At 47.7% G+C, this 24,408-nt stretch carries 14 protein-coding genes; 9 read left to right on the top strand and 5 right to left on the bottom strand.

From position 1 onward, the window contains the following. The first annotated feature begins 13 nt into the window (after window positions 1-13). The 3 genes from LSG34_RS19950 to LSG34_RS19940 all read left to right on the top strand — a co-directional run bounded on the left by LSG34_RS19950 (window position 14) and on the right by LSG34_RS19940 (window position 12,546). The gene (locus tag LSG34_RS19950) at window positions 14-1,093 is read left to right on the top strand and encodes a TIGR03032 family protein (protein WP_233011095.1); all 1,080 of its coding nucleotides are present in this window, start codon (window positions 14-16) and stop codon (window positions 1,091-1,093) included. A 52-nt stretch (window positions 1,094-1,145) separates the two neighbouring features. After that, entirely contained in the window at window positions 1,146-12,161 is an 11,016-nt protein-coding gene (locus LSG34_RS19945; protein WP_233011094.1) for an Ig-like domain-containing protein, read from the top strand. Between the two features lie 160 nt (window positions 12,162-12,321). Further along, complete coding sequence (locus LSG34_RS19940; protein WP_233011093.1) at window positions 12,322-12,546, top strand: hypothetical protein; 225 nt, start codon at window positions 12,322-12,324, stop codon at window positions 12,544-12,546. On the opposite strand, the gene LSG34_RS19935 is transcribed toward LSG34_RS19940, so the two are convergent. Both LSG34_RS19935 and LSG34_RS19930 read right to left on the bottom strand, forming a co-directional pair. Next, window positions 12,537-13,202 (bottom strand): hypothetical protein, encoded by a 666-nt coding sequence (locus LSG34_RS19935; RefSeq protein ID WP_233011092.1) that lies wholly within the window; start codon window positions 13,200-13,202, stop codon window positions 12,537-12,539. The two genes, LSG34_RS19940 and LSG34_RS19935, sit on opposite strands and share 10 nt — an antisense overlap. 70 nt (window positions 13,203-13,272) lie before the next feature. Beyond that, entirely contained in the window at window positions 13,273-14,193 is a 921-nt protein-coding gene (locus LSG34_RS19930; protein ID WP_233011091.1) for a DUF6492 family protein, read from the bottom strand. A gap of 385 nt (window positions 14,194-14,578) precedes the next feature. On the opposite strand from LSG34_RS19930, the gene LSG34_RS19925 reads away from it, so the two are divergent. Further along, a complete protein-coding gene (locus tag LSG34_RS19925) occupies window positions 14,579-16,003 on the top strand; it encodes a mannose-1-phosphate guanylyltransferase/mannose-6-phosphate isomerase (RefSeq protein WP_233011090.1) in 1,425 nt (474 codons plus the stop codon). 55 nt (window positions 16,004-16,058) lie between these two features. Here LSG34_RS19925 and LSG34_RS19920 read toward each other — a convergent pair whose 3' ends face one another. Beyond that, the gene (locus tag LSG34_RS19920; protein ID WP_233011089.1) at window positions 16,059-16,934 is read right to left on the bottom strand and encodes a dihydrodipicolinate synthase family protein; all 876 of its coding nucleotides are present in this window, start codon (window positions 16,932-16,934) and stop codon (window positions 16,059-16,061) included. 10 nt (window positions 16,935-16,944) lie between these two features. After that, complete coding sequence (locus LSG34_RS19915; protein ID WP_233011088.1) at window positions 16,945-17,724, bottom strand: aldolase; 780 nt, start codon at window positions 17,722-17,724, stop codon at window positions 16,945-16,947. Window positions 17,725-17,841: 117 nt separating this feature from the next. On the opposite strand from LSG34_RS19915, the gene LSG34_RS19910 reads away from it, so the two are divergent. Then, window positions 17,842-19,260 (top strand): aminotransferase-like domain-containing protein, encoded by a 1,419-nt coding sequence (locus tag LSG34_RS19910; RefSeq protein ID WP_233011087.1) that lies wholly within the window; start codon window positions 17,842-17,844, stop codon window positions 19,258-19,260. A gap of 11 nt (window positions 19,261-19,271) precedes the next feature. On the opposite strand, the gene gorA is transcribed toward LSG34_RS19910, so the two are convergent. Further along, window positions 19,272-20,621 carry a glutathione-disulfide reductase gene (gene gorA / locus LSG34_RS19905; protein WP_233011086.1) on the bottom strand — a complete coding sequence of 450 codons (1,350 nt, stop codon included), beginning with the start codon at window positions 20,619-20,621 and terminating at the stop codon, window positions 19,272-19,274. A gap of 203 nt (window positions 20,622-20,824) precedes the next feature. Between gorA and prlC the strand changes: the two genes are divergently transcribed. From prlC to LSG34_RS19885, 4 genes are all read left to right on the top strand, one after another. Beyond that, complete coding sequence (gene prlC / locus LSG34_RS19900) at window positions 20,825-22,846, top strand: oligopeptidase A (protein WP_233011085.1); 2,022 nt, start codon at window positions 20,825-20,827, stop codon at window positions 22,844-22,846. A gap of 74 nt (window positions 22,847-22,920) precedes the next feature. After that, window positions 22,921-23,148: a hypothetical protein gene (locus LSG34_RS19895; protein ID WP_233011084.1), complete on the top strand. Its 228-nt coding sequence runs from the start codon at window positions 22,921-22,923 to the stop codon at window positions 23,146-23,148. Window positions 23,149-23,171: 23 nt separating this feature from the next. Continuing rightward, the gene (locus LSG34_RS19890; protein WP_233011083.1) at window positions 23,172-23,621 is read left to right on the top strand and encodes a hypothetical protein; all 450 of its coding nucleotides are present in this window, start codon (window positions 23,172-23,174) and stop codon (window positions 23,619-23,621) included. Between the two features lie 16 nt (window positions 23,622-23,637). Further along, window positions 23,638-24,339: a DNA-3-methyladenine glycosylase I gene (locus LSG34_RS19885; RefSeq protein WP_233011082.1), complete on the top strand. Its 702-nt coding sequence runs from the start codon at window positions 23,638-23,640 to the stop codon at window positions 24,337-24,339. The last annotated feature ends 69 nt before the right edge of the window (window positions 24,340-24,408 follow it).

The raw sequence follows: 24,408 nt of genomic DNA, 5'->3' as shown, positions 1-24,408 counted from the left end.
ATGAGGATATGGAGTGTCTACACTAAACGAAGACTCTAAAAAAGGGACTATCGACCTGCCAGATTATCAAAACGAGCTGTATGATTTTTCATCCTCTGCCACCCCGTCATTTTTAGAATTTTTGCAAATTTTTCGTATTTCTGTGGCTGTGACTTCTTATGATTGTCAGCGCCTTATTGTATTCAGGCAAAAAAATGATAATATCGATACTCTTTTAGTCCCGATGGCGCGCCCAAGAGGTTTGGCTGTCCATGAAAATAAGCTGACAGTTGCTGCTTATACAGAAATCATCAACTATTACCGCCACGATCAATCTGTTGGCTTTGATGAAGCTGGCCTGGAGGCTGACTCCATATTTTTACCCCGTAACAGTCATATTACAGGTGAAATTAACGTTCACGATGTGGCATGGGGGCAAGGCGGATTATGGATGGTAAACAGCAGGTTCAGTTGTATTTGTACTTTGCAACCTGACTTAAGTTTTAAGCCGCAATGGTGGCCTAAGTTTCTGAAAGGGCCCACAGGAGATGGTGCAGGACACCTGAATTGTATGGCGATGCGGGATGGTAAACCTGCATATGCCACTTGTTTTGGCGCTTTTACTGAGGGACGTAGCTGGCGGGCTGAAAGTGATTTAAGCACAGGTTTGCTGATTGATGTGCAAACTGACGAGATAGTGCTGGAAGGCTTATGTATGCCACATTCGCCCAAGCTGTATAAAGACAAGGTGTATCTCTGCAATTCCGGCCATGGCACAGTGATGTGCTACGACCCGGGAACAAAAACTGCAGAAACAGTGCTTGAAGTTCAGGGCTTTACCAGAGCCATGACCTTTTATCGGGATTATATGATCGTTTGTTGCTCCAAATTTCGCCACAGCGAAAGAGCAGCGCCTTTGCCTGTGTCTCTGAAATATCAGGAATCGCATGCGGGCATCTATATAGTGGACATGAACACTATGTCCATAGTGGCATTCTGTCGCTTTGATGGAGATGTCAGCCAGTTATATGACGTAGCAGTTATTGAAGAATCGGTACAGCCAGAAATTCTGGGGCTGCAAGACCCAAGGGTAACGGAGCTGTTTGTGTTTTAAGCAAAAAAGCTGGACGCAGAAACCAATGCGGGCAGGGCGAAGGAGTGAACTGATGACGACAAAATATCAATGGTTAAAAAGCGGCCTGCCGCTGCTGATCGCAATGGCCCCGGGGGTGGCATCGGCTTCTCCCCGCAGCGTGTCATCCACCCTGCGTGATAAAAAGCCTGTAGTTTTGGCCCAAACCGAAGTTTCGCAGACTTCGGTTTCGTCGTTTGACAGCTTCTCTGCCTTCAGCTCTGTAGCAACAGACTCTAAAGCTAATGTAACAGCACAAGCTGAACCTAAGCTGAAACTTCAGCCGATGAATCAACAGTATCTGAGCACTATGCTGCAGAAAAACAGCCACTCAGGTCAGGCTGGTTCTCGTTTCGATGGATTGAAAGTTATCGGTGATGCACAGGAACTTATTCGGGTTGTGGGTAACTGCACCACGAGCAGTTTGTCCGGTGGTCATGTACCTGGCCAGCCGGGCATATGTGCCGACAGCCTCACTACCGCTTGTACCACAGATGCTGACTGCTCCGTGAGCATGAGTATTTCCGACGTAACTGCAAGTGAGGGGAATAGTGGGACTGCAACCTTTACCCATACGGTCAGCTTAAATATCTCTTCAGGTGTAAATACTACCGTAAACTATGCCACCAGCGATGGGACAGGCACAGCAGGTAGTGATTACACGGCCGCCAGTGGTTCTGTCGTTATTCCGGGTGGTCAAAAGACAGCGACTATTAATATTTCTGTGTTGGGTGACGGACTAGTCGAGCCGAACGAAACCTACACTATCACCCTGTCTAATCCTACAAACAATGTAGAAACTGTGGCCTTAGCTGACGCAACAGGGGTTGGCACTATTACCAATGACGATGTGGCTCCTGTAGTCAGTTCTGTCAGTAGCAGTACAGCTAATGGCACGTACAAAGTAGGGGATGTGATAGCTGTTACTGTAAACTTTTCAAAAGCAGTGACAGTCACAGGCACACCACAACTGACGTTAGAAACCGGTACTACAGATGCTGTGTTGAATTACGCCTCTGGTTCCGGCACCACAGCCCTTACCTTTAATTACACTGTGGCAACAGGTCATAGCAGCCCCGATCTGGATTATGCATCTACCAGCGCTTTAGCATTAAATGGTGGCACCATCCGTGATGCGGACACCAATAACGCCACTTTAACTTTAGCCAGCCCTGGTGCGGCAAATTCATTAGGTGCTAATAAAAATCTGGTTATTGATGGTATTGCTCCTACAGTCAGTAGTGTTTCTGTTCCTGCCAATGCGACCTATTCTTCAGGGCAAAACCTTGATTTTACTGTCAATACCAGTGAAAACGTCACAGTAAGCACTGGCGGCGGTACCCCTCGTATCGCCTTAACCATAGGCGCAACCACAAGGTATGCTACTTATGTCAGTGGCACTGGTACCAGTGCTCTACTGTTCCGTTACACTGTCGATATCACAGACGTAGATACTGATGGTATAGCTGTAGGGGCTGCTATTGATGCTAATGGTGGTACTTTAAGAGATACGGCGACCAACTCCCTGACTTTAACTCTGAACTCGGTGGGAGCGACTACTGGTGTGCTGGTTGTTTCAACACCAGCAGTGACAGATGGCAATATCAGTATTTCAGGTGCCAGTGGCACAGGTGGTGCTTATAAAATTGGCGATACCGTCACAGCAACCTGGAACAATACAGCTGGTGGGGACAATAACTCAGGCATCACTGGGGTGACGGTTGATTTCTCAGCTTTTGGCGGTGGCGCTGCAGTGGCTGCAACTGAAAGTAGCGGCACCTGGACTGCAAGCTACACCATAACAGCTGGTGCTGTAGATGCAGCTAACCGCAATGTCAGTGTGACAGCAAGTAATGCGCAAGGTGGCACTACAAGAGCAGATACCACCAATGCCACGGTCGATAGCGTCTCGCCGACAGTCAGCAATGCCAACATCAGCATCTCAGGTGCAACAGGTACTGGTGGTGCTTATAAAATTGGTGATACGGTCACTGCTAGCTGGAACAATACAGCTGGGGGGGATAACAACAGCGATACCATCAGTGGCGCAACAGTAGATTTCTCCTCTTTTGGTGGTGGGGCCGCAGTTGCTGCGACTAATAATAGCGGTACCTGGACAGCTACCTATACCCTCACAGCTGGTGTGATTGACGCTGCCAACCGTAATGTCTCTTTCAGTGCAGTGGATAACGCCGGCAACACCACGACCACCGCAGATACGACTAACGCGACGGTCGATACTGTTGCACCTATTGTGTCCGATGTTTATATCGGTATTTCAGGCGGGACTGGAACTGCGGGTGCCTACATTATCGGTGACACTGTCACTGCCAGTTGGGACAATAGCGCTATTGGTGACGATAACAGCGATACCATCAGTGCAACCACAGTTGATTTTTCAGCCTTTGGTGGTGGTGCTGCTGTAGCTGCAACCAATAGCAGCGGCACATGGACGGCTACTTATACCCTGACTTCGGGCGCTATTGAAGCGACAAATCTTAATGTGTCTGTCACAGCAATGGATAATGCTGGCAATACAAGAACCCAGGCCGACAGCAGTAATGCCGCTGTGGATAATGTGGCGCCTGCCGTGGCAAGTGTCAGTGTTCCTGCTAATGCAACTTACAAAGCGGGCGATAACCTTGATTTTGTTGTCAGCATAGCTTCTGCAAGCGATGTAGTGGTTGACAGCACTGGCGGCACTCCGCGTCTAGCTTTAACCATTGGTTCTTCAACTGTTTATGCCAGTTATATCTCTGGCTCTGCTTCGCCTAATTTAACTTTCCGTTATACAGTTCAGGCTGCTGATTTGGATGCCGATGGTATTGCAGTTGCTGCAGCTATTGATCTGAATGGTGGTACTTTAAAAGACGGTTCAGGCAATAATCTGACCTTAACTCTGAATTCTGTAGGCAGCACAGCTGCGGTATTGGTGGATGCTGCGCCTCCTGCAGCACCTTCAACTCCTGATTTAGCGGCAGGCTCAGATACAGGGGGGAGTTCGACAGATAATATTACTAACGACACCACTCCAACACTCACTGGTACTGCAGAGGCGGACAGCACAGTCACTTTGTATGATACAGACGGAACCACTGCGCTTGGAACTATACCTGCTGATGGCAGTGGTAACTGGAGTATTACCAGTTCAGCTCTGATTGACGGTGCTCATACTCTGACGGTAAAAGCCACAGATGCAGCGGGTAATGAGTCAGTCGCTTCAACCGGATTATCTGTGACTATTGATACTACAGCACCCACAGTCACAGATGCTAATATCAGCATTGCCGGAGGCTCAGGCACCAGTGGTGCTTATATAGTCGGCGATACTCTTACTGCCAGTTGGAACAATAGTGCAGGTGGCGACAACAATACGGATGTAGCCAGCACTGTTACTATTGATTTCTCTCCATTTGGTGGTGGTGCGGCTGTCGCTGCGACCAATAGCGGCGGTACCTGGAGTGCTACCTATAGCATAGTGGCTGGTGTGATTGATGGTACTAACCTGAATGTTTCGGTCAGTGCAACTGATACCGCCGGAAATTTGACCACCACAGCGGACAGCAGCAATGCCACAGTCGACACTATTGTGGCGACTATCAGCAGTGTTGGCGTGCCAGCTAATGCGACTTATGAAGTCGGGCAAAACCTTGATTTCACAGTGAACGCGAATCAAAATATTACAGTGAACACCGCTGGCGGAACGCCACGTATTGCTCTGACGCTTGGCGCTTCCACTGTGTACGCCACTTATGTTTCCGGTTCAGGTTCCGGCGTGCTGACATTCCGCTACACAGTGCAAGTGGGTGATGCGGACAGTGATGGTATTGCTGTTTCCTCCGCCGTGGATCTGAATGGCGGTACTTTAAAAGATGCCGGTGGCAATAACCTGACTTTAACTCTGAATTCTGTAGGCAGCACAGCTGCTGTGTTAGTAGATGCGGTAGCTCCGACAGCACCTGCAACTCCTGATTTAGCGGCTGGCTCAGATACAGGGGAGAGTTCAACAGATAATATTACCAACGACACCACGCCAACAATCACTGGTACTGCGGAAGCAAACAGTTCTGTTACTTTATATGATACAGACGGAACCACCGCGCTTGGAACTGTAGCTGCCGATGGGAGTGGTAATTGGAGTATTACCAGTTCGGCTCTGAGTGAAGGTGCTCATACTCTGACCGTAAAAGCGACAGATACCGCTAATAATGAATCGCTGGCTTCTGCTGGATTGTCAGTGACTATTGATAGCACTGCACCATCAGTCACGGGGTCAACTCCGGATGGTGCCGCTTTAGCTAATGCCGCCAGTGTGATTTTCACTGTGGCCTTTAATGATACGGTTTATGGTTTAGCGGCTGGCGATTTTACTGTAACAGCAACAGGTAGTGCCTCAGGTACTGCTGCCAGTGTTTCGGTGGCTTCGGGTACCAGTGTCAACGTTACAGTGAGCACTATTTCAGGTACTGGCACTTTACGACTTGATACTAACGCTTCCGGTATAACCGATCTGGCGGGTAATCAGGTTGCTGCCTTTACCAGCGGTGGTACTCATACAGTCGATCATGATGCACCTGCTATTACTGGTGTGGCTTTTGATCAGGCTTCTATTGATAGCGTGAACCAAACTACAGTTAGCTTTACTTTGGCTGGTGCTGAGGTAGGCACGACAGCTGAATACACCATCACCAGCAGCAATGGCGGCACTCCTGTTACTGCGTCTGGTATCGCAGTAAGTTCTGCTGCGCAGCAAATCAGCGGAGTCAACGTTACAGGTTTAATTGATGGCACTTTAACTATCAGCCTGACCTTAACGGATGATGCGGATAACGTCAGTTCAGCGGTCACAGATACTGTGCTCAAAGATGCCAATGTACCTGCTGTTACGGCTGTGGCTGTTGCTGATGGTAACTATAAAGCCGGAGATACCATTAACTTTACTGTGACATTAAATGATTCAGTGACAGTGTCTGGTGTTAACTCTACTTTAGGTATAGATATTGATGGGTCGACCCAGCAGGCTGCTTTTGTAAGTGCAACTGGTACTGTACTGACTTATAGCTACACAGTGTTGGCAGGGCAAAATACCGACAGCTCAGGTGTTTCTATTCTTGCAAGCAGCATAGTGCTGAATGGCGATACGATTCGTGATTCAGGCAATAATGATGCTGTCCTGACTTTTGCAGGTACCAACAATTCTGATGCTAAGGTCGATACTACAGCTCCTGTAGTGACTGTAGTGACAGACCCGGCAGAAGCAGTTTTTGTAAATGCTGCAGACTATGAAATTAAAGGTACTCATACCGAAATTGGTCTGACGATTAACTTGTACACAGATACAGGGGATGACGGTACAGCAGACGGCGGAGTATTGGTTAGTGCTGTGGTAGATGCTGATGGTAACTGGAGTCTGATACAGCCTTTAACAGCTGATACTGCGCATAACTATGTCGCCGTAGCTGAAGATGCTGCAGGTAATATTTCGGCAGCAGTCAATGTGCCAACTATTACTGAAGACTCCATAGCTCCGGTTGCTCCTGTGGTAACAAGTCCGTCTGCAGCCGATGCAGTCAATAGTCCGACTCTGCTTATTGAAGGGACTCACAGCGAAGATGGTGTGATAGTCGAAATATTTGCTGATAACGACAATGACGGTGTAGCGGATGACTCTACCGTGCTGGCCAGTGCCGAAGTTGGTGGCGTGACCACAGGTATCTGGTCATTGACTGTTCCTCTGACGGCAAACACAGCAAACAACTTTGTGGTTATAGCCAAAGACAAAGCAGGTAATGTATCTGCGCCAGTGGATGTGGCAACTGTCACTCAGGATTCTGTTGCACCACTAGTGACAGTCACTACACTGGCAACCGCAGACTCTACGCCAGCTCTGGCTGGTACTGTCGATGACACCACAGCTGTTTTAAGCCTGGTGGTGGGCGGCAATACCTACGTGCCTGTCAATAATGGCAACGGCAGCTGGGCTCTGGCCGACAACCAAATCAGCGCTTTGACCAACGGTGTTTACGATGTAGCTATCAGTGCCACTGATGCGCAGGGTAACGTCGGTAACGATGCGTCTACCAACGAGCTGACGATCGACTTATTGCCACCATCAGGTTACAGCGCTGCTATTGTGCAGGAGATTATCAATGCCGCTAATCAGACGGCCATGAGTTTTGTCTTTGCTGGTGCTGAAGTGGGTGCAACCTACAACTATAGCGTGTCAGACGGTACAAACTCTGTAACTGGCTCAGGTACTGTTAGCGGTGCAACTCAGCAAGTGGGAGCTATTAATGTCACGGCTCTGGCTGAAACCACCTTGCAGTTAAGTGTCACATTAACCGACGTTGTAGGCAATGCTGGTTCAGTGGTCACAGACACTGTGCTCAAGCGTTATAACACGACACCAGTGATTTCGGGTACTGCTGCCACTTCAGTCAACGAAGACAGTCCTTACAGTTTTACTCCGACAGCAACTGATGCCGATACTGGTACCACGCTGACGTTTAGTATCAGTAACAAACCTGTCTGGGCAACGTTCAGTACGTCAACAGGCGCACTGACAGGAACTCCAACAAACGCCAATGTCGGTACGACCAGTGGCATAGTGATTAGTGTCAGTGATGGCACAGCGACAGCTGCCTTGTCGGCTTTTGCTATCACAGTAACTAACACCAATGATGCACCTGTCGTCAGTTCTGCTGCAGTTACAGTTGCCACTCAGGGCGCAGCATACAGCTACAGCTTTGCAGGCACTGATGTGGATGTGGGGGATACCTTAACCCGCTCAGTGGTGACCAAGCCAGCCTGGCTAAACTTTAATGCCGGCACAGGTCTGTTGTCCGGTACGCCAGGTAATAGTGATGTAGGTGTACATGCAGTTACATTGAGAGTCACTGATGCGGCGGGTTTATTTGCCAATCAAAGCTTCAATATTACAGTGGCTAATATCAACGATGCACCAACGATCACGGGTTCGCCTGCTGTCACAATAGCTCAGGGCGCAGCTTATGGCTTTGTGCCAACAGCTGCGGATGTAGACACTGGCACAACGCTGACCTTCAGCATCGCGAATAAACCGACATGGGCAACGTTCAACACCGCGACAGGTGCTTTAAGTGGTACTCCGGCTAATACGGATGTAGGTGCAACAGCAGGTATTGTGATCAGTGTATCTGATGGCGCTCTAAGTGCTTCCCTGCCAGCCTTTACGCTGACAGTGACTAATATCAACGATGCACCAACCATCACGGGTTCTCCTGCTGTCACAGTAGCTCAGGGCGCAGCTTATAGCTTTGTGCCAACAGCTGCGGATGTAGACACTGGCACAACGCTGACCTTCAGCATCGCGAATAAACCGACATGGGCAACGTTCAACACCGCGACAGGTGCTTTAACTGGTACTCCGGCTAATACGGATGTAGGTGCAACAGCAGGTATTGTGATCAGTGTATCTGATGGCGCTCTAAGTGCTTCCCTGCCAGCCTTTACGCTGACAGTGACTAATATCAATGATGCACCAACGATCACGGGTTCTCCTGCTGTCACAGTAGCTCAGGGTGCAGCCTATAGCTTTGTGCCAACAGCTGCGGATGTAGACACTGGCACAACGCTGACCTTCAGCATCGCGAATAAACCGACATGGGCAACGTTCAACACCGCGACAGGTGCTTTAAGTGGTACGCCGGCTAATGCGGATGTAGGTGCAACAGCAGGTATTGTGATTAGTGTATCTGATGGTACTTTAAGTGCGTCCCTGCCAGCCTTTACGCTGACAGTGACAAACTCCAACGACGCACCAGTAGTAGCAAACAGCTCTGCAACTACAGCTGAAGACACTCCTCTGAGCCTGACGCTGACAGCGCAGGATCCGGATCAGGATGAATTGAGCTTTGAAATAGTCACTCAGCCAGAACATGGTACTGCCAGTGTGCAAGGTAGCTTGTTGGTCTACACACCAGAACAGGACTTTAATGGCACAGACAGTATTAGTTTTGTTGCAAATGATGCTGAATCCAGCTCTGCCGCGGCCACTATCAGTCTGACCGTCACAGCGGTGAACGATAACCCTGTGGTTGAAGATGACAGTTACAGCCTGCAACGAACTGACAATAGTCAGTACCAACTGGCAGTGTTAGCCAATGACACTGATGTGGATGAAGATACTCTGACCATAGATGGTGCTTCTACTTCGGTGGGTACCGTTACCTTTAATTCTCAGGGCTTAACCCTTACAACGCCTGATCGTTATGTTGGTCCTGTCAGTCTGCGTTATACAGTGACTGATGGTAACGGCGGACGTGACAGTGCTGATGTGAACCTGATTATCGAAGGTGGTGCAGCGTCAAACTTACCGGTGATTACAGTGCCTGCAGACATCGAAGTCAATGCCACAGCACTCTTTACCCGCGTGCAGCTTGGTACAGCAACAGCAGTGGATCGTAATGGTCGCCGCCTGCGGGTATCGCTGATCAACGGTAGTCTGTTCTTTGCTCCGGGCGAGCATATAGTCTACTGGCAAGCGACAGATGCTGATGGTAATACAGCGACCAAAGCTCAGCGGGTGCGGGTGAATCCACTGATCTCCTTAAGCAAAGATCAACTGGTTTCTGAAGGCAGTGAAGTAGAAGTTCAGGTGTTACTGAATGGTCCTGCTCCTGTATATCCTGTAATGGTCCCTTATATAGTCACTGGAAGTGCTGGAGTAAATGATCATACGCTGGTATCCGGTGTCGCTGAAATCAGCTCAGGCCTGAGCACAACCATTCGCTTTAATACATTGGAAGATGCGCTCGCTGAGTCACCTGAAGATGTCATTATTACGCTGGACAGCAGCGTGAATCGTGGTAGTCAGCGCAGCAGCCGCATCATCATCAGCGAAGTGAATCTAGCTCCTGTTGTGTCTTTAACTGTGAATCAGAACAGCGAAAGCCGCCTGACAGTAGGTGAAAGTGATGGCTTAGTGACTGTTGTTGCCACTGTAACTGATCCTAATCCACAGGACCAGGTGACAGGTGTATGGAGCTTTGGTCGTCTGAATAATGTAACCTCAGATCAAACTCAACTGAGTTTTGATCCGGCAGAACAGGGACCTGGTTTGTATCAGGTCAGCTACACGGCCACGGATAATGGCGCACCTAATTTGTCTTCAACATCCAGAGTCTTTATTGTGGTAAGGCCAAGCCTGCCTAATTTAGGCACCAGTGACACTGATGGCGATTTAGTGCCGGATGATCAGGAAGGTTTTGCCGATACAGACGGTGATGGTATTCCGGATTATCAGGACGCTATTAACGAATGTAATGTGATGCCAACAGAGTTATTGGGACAAACTCAGTTTGTAGCCGAGGGTGATCCTGGAGTCTGTTTACGTTTAGGTACTGTTGCAGCCGAAACAGATGCCGGTGGTTTACAGATTGCAAAAGACTCCATTGAGACGGACGATGTGGCGGTCAACATAGGGGGTATCTTTGACTTTATCGCCTACGGTTTGCCTGAACAGGGTAAGAGTTATAGCCTGGTGATACCACAACGTTTACCTGTGCCTATCAATGCTGTGTATCGTAAATTCAATGATGTCACTGGTTGGGTTGATTTTGTCAGCAATGAGCGTAACTCGGTATCCAGTACGGCGGGTGAACGCGGTTTCTGTCCTCCTCCAGGTGATGCAGTCTGGACCGAAGGTTTAACCGAAGGTCATTGGTGTGTGCAGGTTACTGTTGAAGATGGTGGTCCTAACGATGCAGACGGTATTGCCAACAGCGCTATTGTTGACCCGGGCGGTGTAGCCGTTGAGCTTAATGGTAACAATCTGCCTGTTGCAGTAGCGGATGAAGCTTCGGTTCTGGTGGACAGCAGTATAGATGTGAATGTACTGGCGAATGACACTGATGTTGACGGAGATGCTTTAACAGTCAATCAGGCAATCAGTAGCTTCGGTACTGTGACTATTCTGGCTGATCAACAGTTAAGCTACACACCAAACCCTGACTTTGTTGGTACTGATACAGTGATATACAGTATTACCGATGGCAAAGGTGGCACTGCAAGCAGTGAATTGGTGGTGGACGTGTTCAGTAATACTGCACCAGTGGCAGTAAATGACGCTGCATCCACGGATGACAGAACAGCGATATTGATAGCTGTTCTGACCAATGACACAGATGCAGAGGGTGATGTGCTAACCGTTAGTGCAGCCAGTGCGTTGGAAGGAACTGTCAGTATTGAAACTGATCAACGCCTGCGTTACACACCAAAAGCAGGTTTTGCTGGGGTAGATACCATCAGTTATACAGTGACAGACAGCTCTGGCGACTCAGCAACGGGTTCAGTCAGCGTGACAGTCCGCGCTTATCAGGATGTAGTAGTGGATAACAAATCAAGTGGGGGCAGTATGACCTGGTGGATGGGGATGGTATTAGCAGGAGCTGTGATGTTGCGTCGCCGTTCAGTCTTGGGTGTTGCCGCTGTAGCATTGCTTTCTTTCAGTCCTTTTAGTCAGGGCGAAAATTGGTACCTGCAAGGTGCGGTAGGACAGAGTAAGGCCGATCAGAAACAAAGCCGCCTGGTAGAAGAGTTACCCAGCGGCACCATCACGGCCTTTGATGACAGCGATAGCTTGTATGGCATCACTTTAGGTTACAAGCTGCACCCTTATTTCTCGCTGGAAATAGGGTATCAGGACTCAGGTGAAGCCAGCAGTCAAATCAGCGGTGATAGTCTGACTCCAGAGCAATACCATGAATTGGTCAAAGCTGTGAGCCCTGTGCTGGTGGATGGTTGGACTATAGCTGGCCGTTTTACCTTATGGCAAAACGAGCAGTGGGACCTGGAAGTGCCATTGGGAGTTTTGAATTGGGATAGTGAAGTCGAAAGTACGATGGGCGATACCACTTTATATTCAACAGATGACGGCAAAGACTGGTTCTTGGGTGTACAACTGAATTACAAAGTGTCGGATGACTGGAAAGTCGGCTTGGGTTATCAACAACTGCAATTGGAAGCGAATGATGTTAGCAGTTGGTTGTTGAGTTTACGCTACGATTTTTAATTGCGGTTTGTCTCAAAAGGGCGGTGTTTACCGCCCTTTTGTATTTCTACTGCACAGGATAGTTTTACCTTGTTATGTTTTGTGACGAATAAAGTCTGCGGGTTTTCAGACCGCTTTGTTATGTTAAGCTGAGTGCAAAAGTAAATCGGAGTAAAAGTAAATGTCAGGACAAGGCTCAGGTGGTAACGTATTAGCCGCATTATGTAGTTTGTTTATCCCAGGTTTAGGTCAACTGTTACAAGGCCGTTTGATAGCAGCTATTCTGTTTTTCGCAATCACAGTGGTGGGTTATGCACTGTGGTGGTTATTCATCCCGGCTATTATTGGCGGCATCGCACACTTGTTTGCGATACTGGATGCTGCACGTTTTAAGTCTTACCGCTGAACCTGCACAGTTAACTGACGTAGTGCGGCTTCCAATTGTGGAACTAAAGCCGCATGACGTTCATGCACATAATGAAAAATTTCGGTTTTGGCCAAATCAGGTGCAATAGTGTAAATACCTTGATAAGCCTGTTGTTTTAACAGCCATTCTGTTTCATCCCCCAAGAGCACTGCAATATCAGTTCTGCCTGATAACACCCTCTGTATAGCCTGCGAAATAGTGTTTACTTCGGTGTATTGTTGACCCTGCATATTGATTTTGGCCAGATAAATGCCCCGTAAAACATCCACTCGCCAAATGTCCAGGCTTCTCCAGTTCCTAATCTGGATGGCGGGATCACGACTAAAAGCTGTAATACGGATATGCCCTATAGGTACTTTGACCCGGACCATATTAGGTAACATGGTAGCAGCTTCAGCTGTTCGGCTAAGCTCTGCATCAAGCATCAGTCCTTTATTGCTTTCATAAGCACTGCGTTCCAGTGGCATAACCACCAGCTTCATCTGATAGCCTAATTGCTGATAGGCCTTTTCCATTAATAAGATACTGGGGTGATCAAGAGGTAAATTATTGGATGCGCCGACATCAATCTGTCGTGCTGTGGCCAGGCAAGTGCTGCACTGAAAGCAAAACAGGCAGAGTAATAAAAAGCGCATAGATGACTCCCCGACAGATCTGCTTTGACTATAGCAAGCAGATTCAGTCAGGGAACATTATTTGTAGTATTTATAAAGGAGGCTGCACAGCACAACCCTGAATAAAAGGAGCAACCTTCAACCAGACGTCTTTGGGAGGCAAGCGAGTTTTACTGCCTACCACACAAAACAGCCCGGGGTTAGCCACATCAAAGCTGCCCGCTATGTTCCAGGATTCATAAGGGTGTGAATCATGGATCAGTAACAAAGCCGGAGTTTGAGCTGTGCCTGCAATAATATGGTACTGCTCCAGTAAACCCAGTTTCATCGCGCACAGGTAATAAAGCGAATATTCAGTCCATTTAAGTTTTAAGAAACGACCTATCCACCAATTTTTTGGATTCGCTGGATCATGCAGTGAACACAAAGCATCCACCCAGTTTTCACCTGCTTTGTTGGGTGATAATTCCTGCATCAGCTTTTTGCTTAAGGTTCTGGACATCAGCGCCGGAGTCACTGTCATACCTAATTCTTTTGGACCTACATCCGGACTCATATTCAGAATGCGGGCAGAGGATTTCCACCATTTAGGGTGCTGTGCTCTTTGTTCGTATTGCAGTAAAGCTTTGCCATCGATAATAAGTTTGCTTTCATCCAAAGGTTTCAGGCAAATCACATCGGCATCAAGGGTCAGATAAAACTCATTTTCGACTAAATTGGCTATGGCAATTTTCAGCAGTTGTTGTTTGCGCCAGCCGCGCATTTTTGGATACTTTTTAAACTCTGGTAATAAATCATCTTCGGCCATCACTTTAATGTTCAGTGATTGCCAGCAGGCGTATTCTTGTTGCACCAGCTCGACTTCAGCGGCCGGAACCAGCACAAAAATCTCGGAGATGGTTCCTTCGGCAACAAAGGTTTTTAATGAAGTAAATAAGATATGAGCCCGCTTTAAATCGTTTACGTCGTAGCTACCACTCGCTTTTAATGGCAAAACTGCACTAATCGCCATGCTAAACTCCTGTTATATAGTCAGGTTTTTACTAAACCCTTTGGAAAAATGTTGGTCACAGTATGGCAACTTGCAGAACACTGTTATTCGGGCTGAAAATCAGAACCACAACTGATGTAACTTTATCTATTAGGCCTTACGTAGGGCCTGGTAAACGTCACTGAACAGTACATTAAGTTTGTGTAATATATGAAAATCGATTTTATACGTAACCCCGAATGGGTATCAAACAAAAATGTTGCGCAATTGTGATTTTTTACCCTATGAAGCCCGCTTTGGAGGGGTAAAATGCAAAAAAGTTTCGATGAGTTGCCGTTGTATCTGCAATTAGACTGTATTTTTAGCGGATAAAACGACTGTTTAGCTGATTAGACAAGGATTAATAATGATTTTACCTGTGATTATGGCGGGCGGTTCTGGTAGCAGATTGTGGCCCTTGTCCCGTGATTTGATGCCAAAGCAGTTTTTAAAACTCGATGGTGCCCTGACCATGCTACAAGCCACGGTGATGAGGTTGCAGGGGCTGAATGCGGAAGCTGCGCTGGTGATTTGCAATGAAGATCACAGATTTATCGCAGCCGAACAGCTCAGGCAAATTAATCAACTGAATCATAATATTGTGCTGGAACCCGCGGGCCGTAACACAGCACCTGCTATTGCTCTTGCTGCTTTGACTGCGATAAAAAAAGCTCAGGACCCATTATTGCTGGTGCTGGCCGCTGATCATGTCATTGCTGATGTTGATGCTTTCCAGCAGGCCGTTGTTGCGGCAACCGGGTTTGCCAATGCGGATCAATTAGTCACTTTTGGTATTGTGCCTACAGCGGCGGAAACAGGCTATGGCTATATCAAAAGGGGATCGTGCAAAAAGTTAAATGATGCTGAAGCTTATCAGGTGGCGCAGTTCGTTGAAAAACCAAAGCTGGAAACTGCTTTGGAGTACTTAAGCAGCGGCGATTATTACTGGAACAGTGGTATGTTTTTGTTCAAAGCCAGTCGTTATCTGGCGGAGCTGAAACAACACAGGCCCGATATTTATGCCGCTTGTGAGCAAGCCATGGCAGAAGTGGATCCTGATCTGGATTTTATCCGCGTCAATCAACAGGCCTTTTTAGCTTGTCCGTCTGAGTCTATTGACTATGCAGTGATGGAAAAAACCGATGCTGCCGTAGTGGTGCCCCTGGACGCCAACTGGAGCGACGTCGGCAGTTGGTCTTCCTTGTGGGATATTTCTGAAAAAAACAGTCAGGGTAATGTACATAAAGGCGATGTGCTGAGTTGCGACAGCAGCGGTAACTATGTCTTTGCCGAAACAGGTTTAGTGGCCACTGTCGGGTTGCAGAATATGGTCGTAGTGCAAACCAAAGACGCAGTACTGGTGGCCGCAAAAGACAGAGTGCAGGATGTTAAATCCATAGTGCAGCAACTAAAAGATCTGGGTCGTAGTGAACATAAAATTCACCGTGAGGTATACAGACCCTGGGGTAAATATGACTCCATCGATCAAGGACCACGTCATCAGGTAAAACACATTACCGTCAATCCTGGCCAAAAACTGTCGGTACAAATGCACCACCACAGAGCAGAACACTGGATAGTAGTGTCTGGTACGGCTTTAGTCAGCATAGATGGCGTGGATACTATGCTGTCAGAAAACCAGTCTGTGTATATTCCGCTGGGCGCTGTGCATGCCTTGGAAAATCCGGGGAAAATCCCGCTGGAACTGATTGAAGTTCAATCCGGTACTTATTTAGGGGAAGACGACATAGTCCGGTTTTCAGACCGATATGGCAGGGTAGAAGCTAAATAGTTCAGGCAAGAGAGACAATTCAGGTCAGAGCATTCCCTGACCTGGATAAATAGGATTAAATTTGACTTAATAAACGCGTTAAAGTGGCCAGATCCTGTTCGTTTGCTGCAGTTAAAGGTTTGCGGGGTTGGCCCACTTCAAAACCTTTTAATGCCAAACCAGCTTTGACTGTTTTAGGCAGTCCGCCGGACACAATAAAGCTTAACAGCGGCAACTGGCGGTAAAAGTTGTCTTTAGCAGCCTGAAGGTCACCTGCCTGAACCTGACTAAACAACTCTTTTGGTAACATACCCAATAAATTAGGCGCTGCGGTACACCAACCGCTGGCTCCGGCACATAAAGCCTCTAAAGCCAATGGATTACTGCCATTGTAAAAAGGCAGTTCTCCAGAGGAAAGCTGATAGATTTTGTGCATCCGCTGAATATCACCTGTGCTTTCTTTCACCATAGTGATTTGAGGTATGCCTCTGAACATTTTTACAATGAGCTCAGGTGACATATCAACACCACTGGTCGCCGGATTGTTATAAATCATCACCGGTAAAGAGACTTCAGCTGCAATAGCCTTGTAGTAGCCAAAAATCTCATCATCTGTCAGTTTCCAGTAGGAAACCGGGATCACCATAATGGCATCGGCACCAATTTCTGTGGCAAAGCGGGCTTTGTTTATCGCCTGATCTGTTGTCAGCTCAGAAATACCTATAATCACAGGAACACGCTTCGCAACAACCTGCACTGAGTGCTGCGCCACTTTCTGCCACTCGGCAAAACTCAGATAAGCACTTTCGCCTGTACTGCCTAACGGAGCTATGGCATCGCAACCGTTTTGTAGCAATAACTCGATACTTTGCGCCAATTTATTCAGATCCGGTTGGCTGCCGTCTGCAGTAAAAGGGGTGATGGGGTAAGCAATAATGCCGGTTAATTTCATCTTAAACTCCTCAGATGGATTCAGGGTGGGACTTCAGTGCCTTTCTGGCGTAATAGGCAAAATTGACTTTGCTGCGACGATCCGTCGACAACCAGTCATGAGCTTCCTGTGCTAAAGCAGCAGGCAACGGCTGCACCTGACCTGCGGCCATGGCCAGCAGTTGTAAACGGGCGGCGCGTTCAATCATCAGTGCAAGGTTGCAGGCTTCTTCAATGGTTTTCCCAACGACCAACTGACCGTGATGGGCCAGCAAAATGGCTCTTTTGTTGCCCAGCGCATTGGAAATAATGATGCCTTCTTCATTCCCCACAGGAACGCCTGGCCACTCACCTAAAAAGGCACAGTCATCAAATAAACTGCAGGTATCCATTTGCGCCACCATCAGCGGAACTCTGAGCATAGAAAGTGCCGCTACATGAGTGGGGTGAGTGTGAATAATGCAATTCACTTCAGGGTGTTGCTGATAAATCCAGGTATGAAATCTATTGGCTGGATTTGGCATTGCCTGTTGGTCGACAGGTTCCAGATCCTGATTGACTTCTATCAGGTTGTTCGCGGTAATTTCATCAAACCCCAGGCCAAATCGCTGGGTGATAAAGGTATTGCCCGCTTTGGTGCGGGCTGTGATTTGTCCCGCCAAACCTGCATCATGGCCGTGGTCATATAAAATTCTGCAGGTTAAAGCCAGTTTTTGCCTGTCGTTAAACTGGCTTTGATTCAGTAACTCATCCATTTGCTGTTGTGCAGTGGACATTAACTGCTGTTTATCTAAGTGTGCTGTTTTCATCATGGTCTGCCTCCGGGTCTGGGCTTCAATTCACTGCAGCCAAGATTAAATAGATTCTGGACCAGTAAGAACATCCAGTTTTATAATCAGTGGTGGTCCAGATGAGAGTGGAGAGTGAAAATGTTACGCCCCTGGCAAACGCAGTTATGGTTGGAGCACAGCACTGGTGAAACTATTCACGCCCGGCTGGTGAACAAGTTGATTGAAGACATCTTAACGGGCCGACTGGAAGCCGGAGCTTTGTTACCTGGTTCCCGCTCTTTAGCCACAGTCTTGGGGTTGAACCGCAAAACGGTGCAAATAGCCTATGACGAATTGATTGCGCAGGGCTGGTTGGTTACCCAGGCAAAACGCGGAACTTTTGTGTCAGATCGCCTACCCGAGCAGCGTATGTCTGAGCAATACCAGCACTTGCTTGCGGGTGCAGTCAAATCAGACCTCGACCGTATGGAGCTTGCGCCCCTTCCTGGCAAAGAAAAGCAATCCGGCAATGACGGTATTCCGGATGCGCGTCTTATTCCTTATGAGCTATTGGCACGGGCGTACCGAAGGGCACTCATTGCTGCCAGCCGAAAGCAGTATCTGGGTTATGGCGATCCGCAGGGCACTATCGAATTACGTTATGCCTTACAACGCATGTTGATACAGGAACGTTATCTGCACCTGAGCTCAGCGCAGATTTGCACTGTGCGTGGCAGTCAGATGGCTATTTATCTGGCTTCCCGGGTGCTTAAACCGTCCGATGGTGTGATGGTGTTTGAAGAGCTGACTTATGCACCGGCATTGGCCGCTTTTGAAGAGGCAGGATTTACCATACTACGCTGCAAAACAGATCAACAGGGGCTGGATGTTACACATTTACAACAACTGATCGCAGGCCGAAAAGTAGCGGCTATTTACACTACGCCTCATCATCACTATCCAACCACAGTCACTATGGCGATGGAACGGCGTTTGCTGTTACTGCAACTGTCGGCTCAACATGATTTTTATATAGTGGAAGACGATTATGATCACGAATTTCACTTTGACAGCAGGCCTATACCGCCACTTGCCAGCTTGCCGGGGGCAGAGCGGGTGCTGCATATAGGTTCTTTGTCCAAAGTATTTGCGCCAGGCTTGCGGGTCGGTTATCTGGTTGCCAGCGCAGCATTTATTGAAAAAGCTGTGCAACACATTTTAATGATTGACCGTCAGGGTAATACGTTAACTGAGTTGGCTTTAGCTGAACTACTCGAGTCGGGGGAAGTGAAACGTCATATTCGCAAATGCAAAAAGCTCTACAAAACCCGCAGGGATCACTGTGTAAGTGAGCTTAAACGGCTGTTTGGTGACAGAGTACGTTTTCATATTCCGGCAGGTGGGCTGGCATTCTGGCTGGAGTTTAGTACTCAGCCGCAGTTTAATCTGGCAGAGTTAGCAGCAGAGCCGCACTTTTTTGTTGATAGGCAGAGCTGCTCTGTCCGGTTTGGTTTTGGGGCCTTCACAGAGCAGGAAACTACAGCAGCGCTGACCAGGCTGCTGTCCCTTGTGAGTTGACCCCAGTGGTTTTATCTCATGGTGACGAACTCTTCAGAAGAGGTAGGGTGTATAGCCACACAGTTATCAAAGTCGGCCTTGGTGGCGCCCATTTTGATCGCCACACCAAAACCCTGCAGCATTTCATCCGCACCAAAACCTATCACATGCAAACCTACTACTTTTTCAGTCGGGCCAGCGCATACCAGTTTCATCCGGGTGAGCTGGCGATGCTGGGTTAAAGCAGTGTACATAGCAGCAAATTCACTGCGGTAGACTTTAACGTCGTCATGACCAAACTGCTGACGGGCTTCGTCTTCGGTTAAACCTATAGTGCCAATAGGAGGGTGTGAAAACACTACTGTCGGCACTGTGCTGTAATCCAGTTTGCTGTCTGGTTTGTTATTAAATAATCGCTCGGACAACCGTCGTCCGGCGGCCACTGCGACCGGAGTTAAAGCTAAGCGACCTGTATTGTCACCTACGGCATAAATGCCAGGGACCTTGGTATTCTGATACTCATCTGTTGGAATAAAACCTTCGTTGTCCAGTTTCACACCAGCTTTTTCCAGCTGTAGTTTGTCATTGGCTGGTTCGCGGCCTATAGCCCAAATCAGGCAATCGACAGTTAAGCTGCTGCCCGTAGACAGCTGCACAGTTAAAGAGCCATCGGCATTTTTACTGACAGAGCTCACTTCAGTATGAGTGTGTAGCTTAGGGCCATCTTTGGCCATCAGTTCGACTAAAGTGTCGGATAATATAGGGTCGAAGCTGCGCAGTGGTTTGTCTTTACGCACCAATAAATGGGTTTCACTGCCCAAGGCCTGCATCACGCCGGCGATTTCTACAGCGATATAACCAGCACCTACCACAACAACCCGTTTGGGCTGGCTTTGTAAGGCAAAAAAGCCATCACTGTCTATGCCAAGTTCTGCTCCCGGTAAATCAGGGCGCACAGGACGACCACCTGTGGCTATGGTTATATGGTCAGCGCTATAGAGTTTGCCATCCACTTCTACTGTATTTTTATCAACAAAACGGGCAAATCCCTGGATCACTGTGACGCCATTTTTTGCCAGTACTCTGTCGTAAGAGTCATGAATACGGGAGATATAAGCTTCGCGGCTTTCTACTAATTTGGCCCAATTTAACGCAGGCATTTGGACATCTAAACCATAATCCGGTGCGTATTTAAATGCATCAGCAATTTGACCGGCAAACCACATGGCTTTTTTCGGCACACAACCTACGTTGACGCAGGTGCCACCTAAAAATTTTGCTTCGATAATGGCGCATTTCTGGCCATGACTTGCCGCTCTGTTGGCGCTGGCAATACCGCCGCTGCCGCCACCTATGGCGATATAGTCAAAATGTTCAGTCATGTTGGTAAGCCTTGCTGTTGATTTGTTGAGTTTTAATATGAGGCTATTGTGGTCGAACTCAAGGCGTTTTTACAAAAGCTGAGCATAAATCTGCCTTGAAGCTGCAGTAAATTGCTTGAGAATGTTATAAAAGCCCCAATACTGCTGTTATACCCAGCGTGAAATCAAACGCCACTTTTTCAAAGGCCAGACAGAGATAAACTATGACCCAAGCCTTACCTGTATTTAGTCAAATTGAACCAAGCCAAATCAAAGCTCGCGTAGAGCAGCTGATCGCCCTCTGTACTGCGGATATCGAAGCTGTAGTCAAAGAGCCGAACCCAAGCTGGCAGTCGTTGATTGTAGCGCTGGAAGAAAATAGCGATGAGCTCGGCAAATTCTGGTCGCCTGTGTCGCATTTAAATTCAGTAAAAAACAGCCCAGAACTGCGTGAAGCTTACGAAAGCTGCCTGCCGCTATTATCGGATTTCAGCACTTATGTTGGTCAACACGAAGGTTTGTATCAGGCTTATTTAAAGCTGTCGCAAAGCGCAGAATACGCCAACTTAACTACAGCACAGCAAAAAGTAATTCAAAATGCGTTACGCGATTTTAAATTGTCCGGTATTGGTTTATCGGATGAGAAAAAGCAGCGCTACGGCGAAATTCAAAGTCGTTCATCCGACTTGGCCTCGAATTTTTCTAACAATACCCTGGATGCTACTCAAGCCTGGTTTAAACATATTGAAGATGAAAGCCTGCTGTCTGGTTTACCTGAAGATGCCAAGTTAGCAGCGGCAGAAGCAGCGGCGCAAAAAGAATTATCCGGCTGGGTGTTCACACTGGAATTCCCAAGCTACATCGCTATTTTGACTTACGCCGACAATCGCGATTTACGCGCTGAGTTGTATCAGGCCTATTGCACCCGAGCTTCTGATCAAGGCCCAACGGCGGGTCAGTTTGATAATACAGCCATTATCGAAGAAACCTTAGCGCTGCGTCACGAACTGGCTCAATTGCTGGACTTTGATAACGCGGCAGAAGAATCATTGGCGACCAAAATGGCCGAAAGCCCGACACAAGTGCTGGAGTTTTTAGCTGATTTAGCCCGTCGTGCCAAGCCACAGGCGTTGCAGGATTTGGCTGAACTCAAAGCTTTTGTCAAAGCTGAATTTGGCGTGGACGAGTTAAATTCCTGGGACGTGACTTATTACTCAGAAAAGTTAAAGCAGGCTAAGTATTCAATTTCTGACGAAGCTTTGCGGCCTTATTTCCCTGAAAGTAAAGTAGTGCCGGGTTTATTCAGTGTGTTAGGCAAATTGTTTGGCATCGAAGTACAAAAACGTGAAGGTGTAGATGTCTGGCATCCGGACGTCAGCTTCTACGATATTTTTGACGCCAAAGGTGAACTGCGTGGCAGCTTTTATCTGGATTTGTACGCCCGTGCTAAAAAGCGTGGTGGTGCCTGGATGGACGATTGCCAGGGCCGCCGCTGGAAAGCCGATGGCAGCCTGCAACATCCTGTGGCCTATTTAACCTGTAACTTTAATAAACCTGTAGGCGGCAAACCTGCGTTATTTACTCATGACGAAGTAGTGACTTTGTTCCATGAATTTGGCCATGGTTTACACCATATGCTGACGCAAGTGGATGCATCAGCAGTGGCTGGGATCAGTGGTGTGGCATGGGATGCAGTGGAATTACCGAGTCAGTTTTTAGAAAATTGGTGCTGGCAGCCAGAAGCTTTAGCGTTAATTTCTGGTCATTACCAGACAGGTGAAGCTTTGCCACAGGATATGCTGGATAAAATGCTGGCTGCGAAAAACTTCCAATCGGCGTTGTTTTTAGTACGCCAGCTGGAATTTGCCTTGTTTGATTTCCGTTTACATGCGGAATATGACCCTGCTTTGGGCGGTCGCGTGCAGCAAATTCTGGATGATGTACGCCAGCAAGTCTCTGTGATCATGCCGCCACGTTTTAACCGCTTCCAGCATGGCTTTAGCCATATCTTCGCTGGCGGTTATGGTGCTGGTTATTACAGCTATTTATGGGCTGAAGTGTTATCTGCCGATGCCTTTGGCCGCTTTGAAGAAGAAGGTATTTTTAATGCTGCTGTGGGCCAGGATTTCCTGCACTGCATTTTAGAAAAAGGTGGCAGTGCAGAACCTATGGAGCTATTTAAAGCCTTCCGGGGGCGCGAGCCTTCTAATGCTGCCTTATTACGTCATATGGGGATAGCGGCTTAATTCTGCTTTTGAAGTTGTTGTTTTAGGTAAAAAGACTAAAGTTACTCTGTCTTTAACTAGCACGGAGTAACTTTATGAATATCAGACAGTTTTTAAAAAATGCCACAGCCAATCCCTGGGTTAATATGCTGGTGGCAGCGGCTATGCTGATAGCTGCCGGCAATGAAATCTGGCAGAGTATCCGAAGCTTTGAATTGGGTGCTCATCACGGTGTGTTTTTGTATGCTTTATTGCAATGCCTGAAAACTTTGCCTGATTTGATGGAGCCCCTGAACAAGTTGAAAGGTGTTGACGCAGATTAACTTGCCATAGCAAAGGAGTGATGATGAACAGCAACAGATTAATTCTGATCACAGCTTTACTTCTTGGCACTGCTTCGGCTTGTGCTGAGCCTGTTACTCCGGTTCTGCCGCAGAAATCAGAGCTTGTTGCTCCGGCGGCTGCACCAACCACTGCGATGCAGTGGCGGCAATTATTACAGCAGGAAAAAGCTAAAATCATCAAACTGGTGGGTGAGGCAAAAGCTGATACCGCAAAACAATGCCGCTTGCTGGCGTTGGGGCAAAAAGCCTGTGGAGGACCAGAATCTTATCTGGCGTATTCCATCAGTGAAACGGATGAAAAGCTGTTGAAACAGCACGCATTTACCTACAAACAACTACAGCAACAAATGCAAGCACAAAGTGGCCTTATGTCCAACTGCGCTGTAGTGCCAGAGGCCCGACTAGAGTGGTCAGACGGACGCTGCAGACTCAGCGGCGCTAATAATTTTTAACAGGGCAATAGATTTTATGTCTTATCCGGAAAAGTTTTCCATTATTTATCAAAGAGCTGCCGAACGTAAAGGTGGCAAAGCGGCATTAGAGTCATTGTTAAATAAACCCCGCACTGCAGCGCAGTTACAGCAACTGACAGATGCTGAATGTTTAAGCGAATTCAGTAAAAAAATCTTCCAGTCTGGTTTTGTCTGGTCTGTGGTGGAGAAAAAGTGGCCGGGTTTTGAAGAGATTTTTTTTGGTTTTGAACCGGAAAAAATGCTGCTGATGAGTGATGAAATGCTGGCCGCCAAAGCCACAGATCCCCGTATTATCCGCAACGCGACTAAAGTCTTTGCAATACGCGACAACGCTTTAATGATCCAGCAAGTAGCTGACAAATATGGCAGTTTTGGTGCCTTTTTAGCCCAGTGGCCTGGTGAAGATATTATTGGCTTGTGGGGTTATCTAAAGAAGCATGGGGCTCGCTTGGGAGGCAATACAGGGGCTTATGCCTTACGTGTCCTGGGTAAAGATACCTTTATTATCAGTCAGGATTTAGAGGCTTATCTGCGTAACTTTGGTGTAGTTGAAGGTGGCTTAACCAGTCAGAAAAACCAAAAAGCCATTCAGCAGCAATTTAATTTGTGGCAACAGGAATCAGGTTTAAGCTTGCAGGAAATCAGCAAAGTGGTCGCTTTTAGTTGTGGTGATAACTACGTCGGTCTTCGGACCTAGGCTTAGCGGTCAGAGCCAGAGCTCTGACCCTTTAATAACTTGTTACAACTTCACTTCACCTGTAACTCA

It is taken from the genome of Rheinheimera faecalis, assembly GCF_021290965.1.
Lineage (GTDB): Bacteria > Pseudomonadota > Gammaproteobacteria > Enterobacterales > Alteromonadaceae > Pararheinheimera > Pararheinheimera faecalis.
Note: the sequence above shows the minus strand (reverse complement) of the source record. Positions and strands in the feature narration are given on the sequence as shown.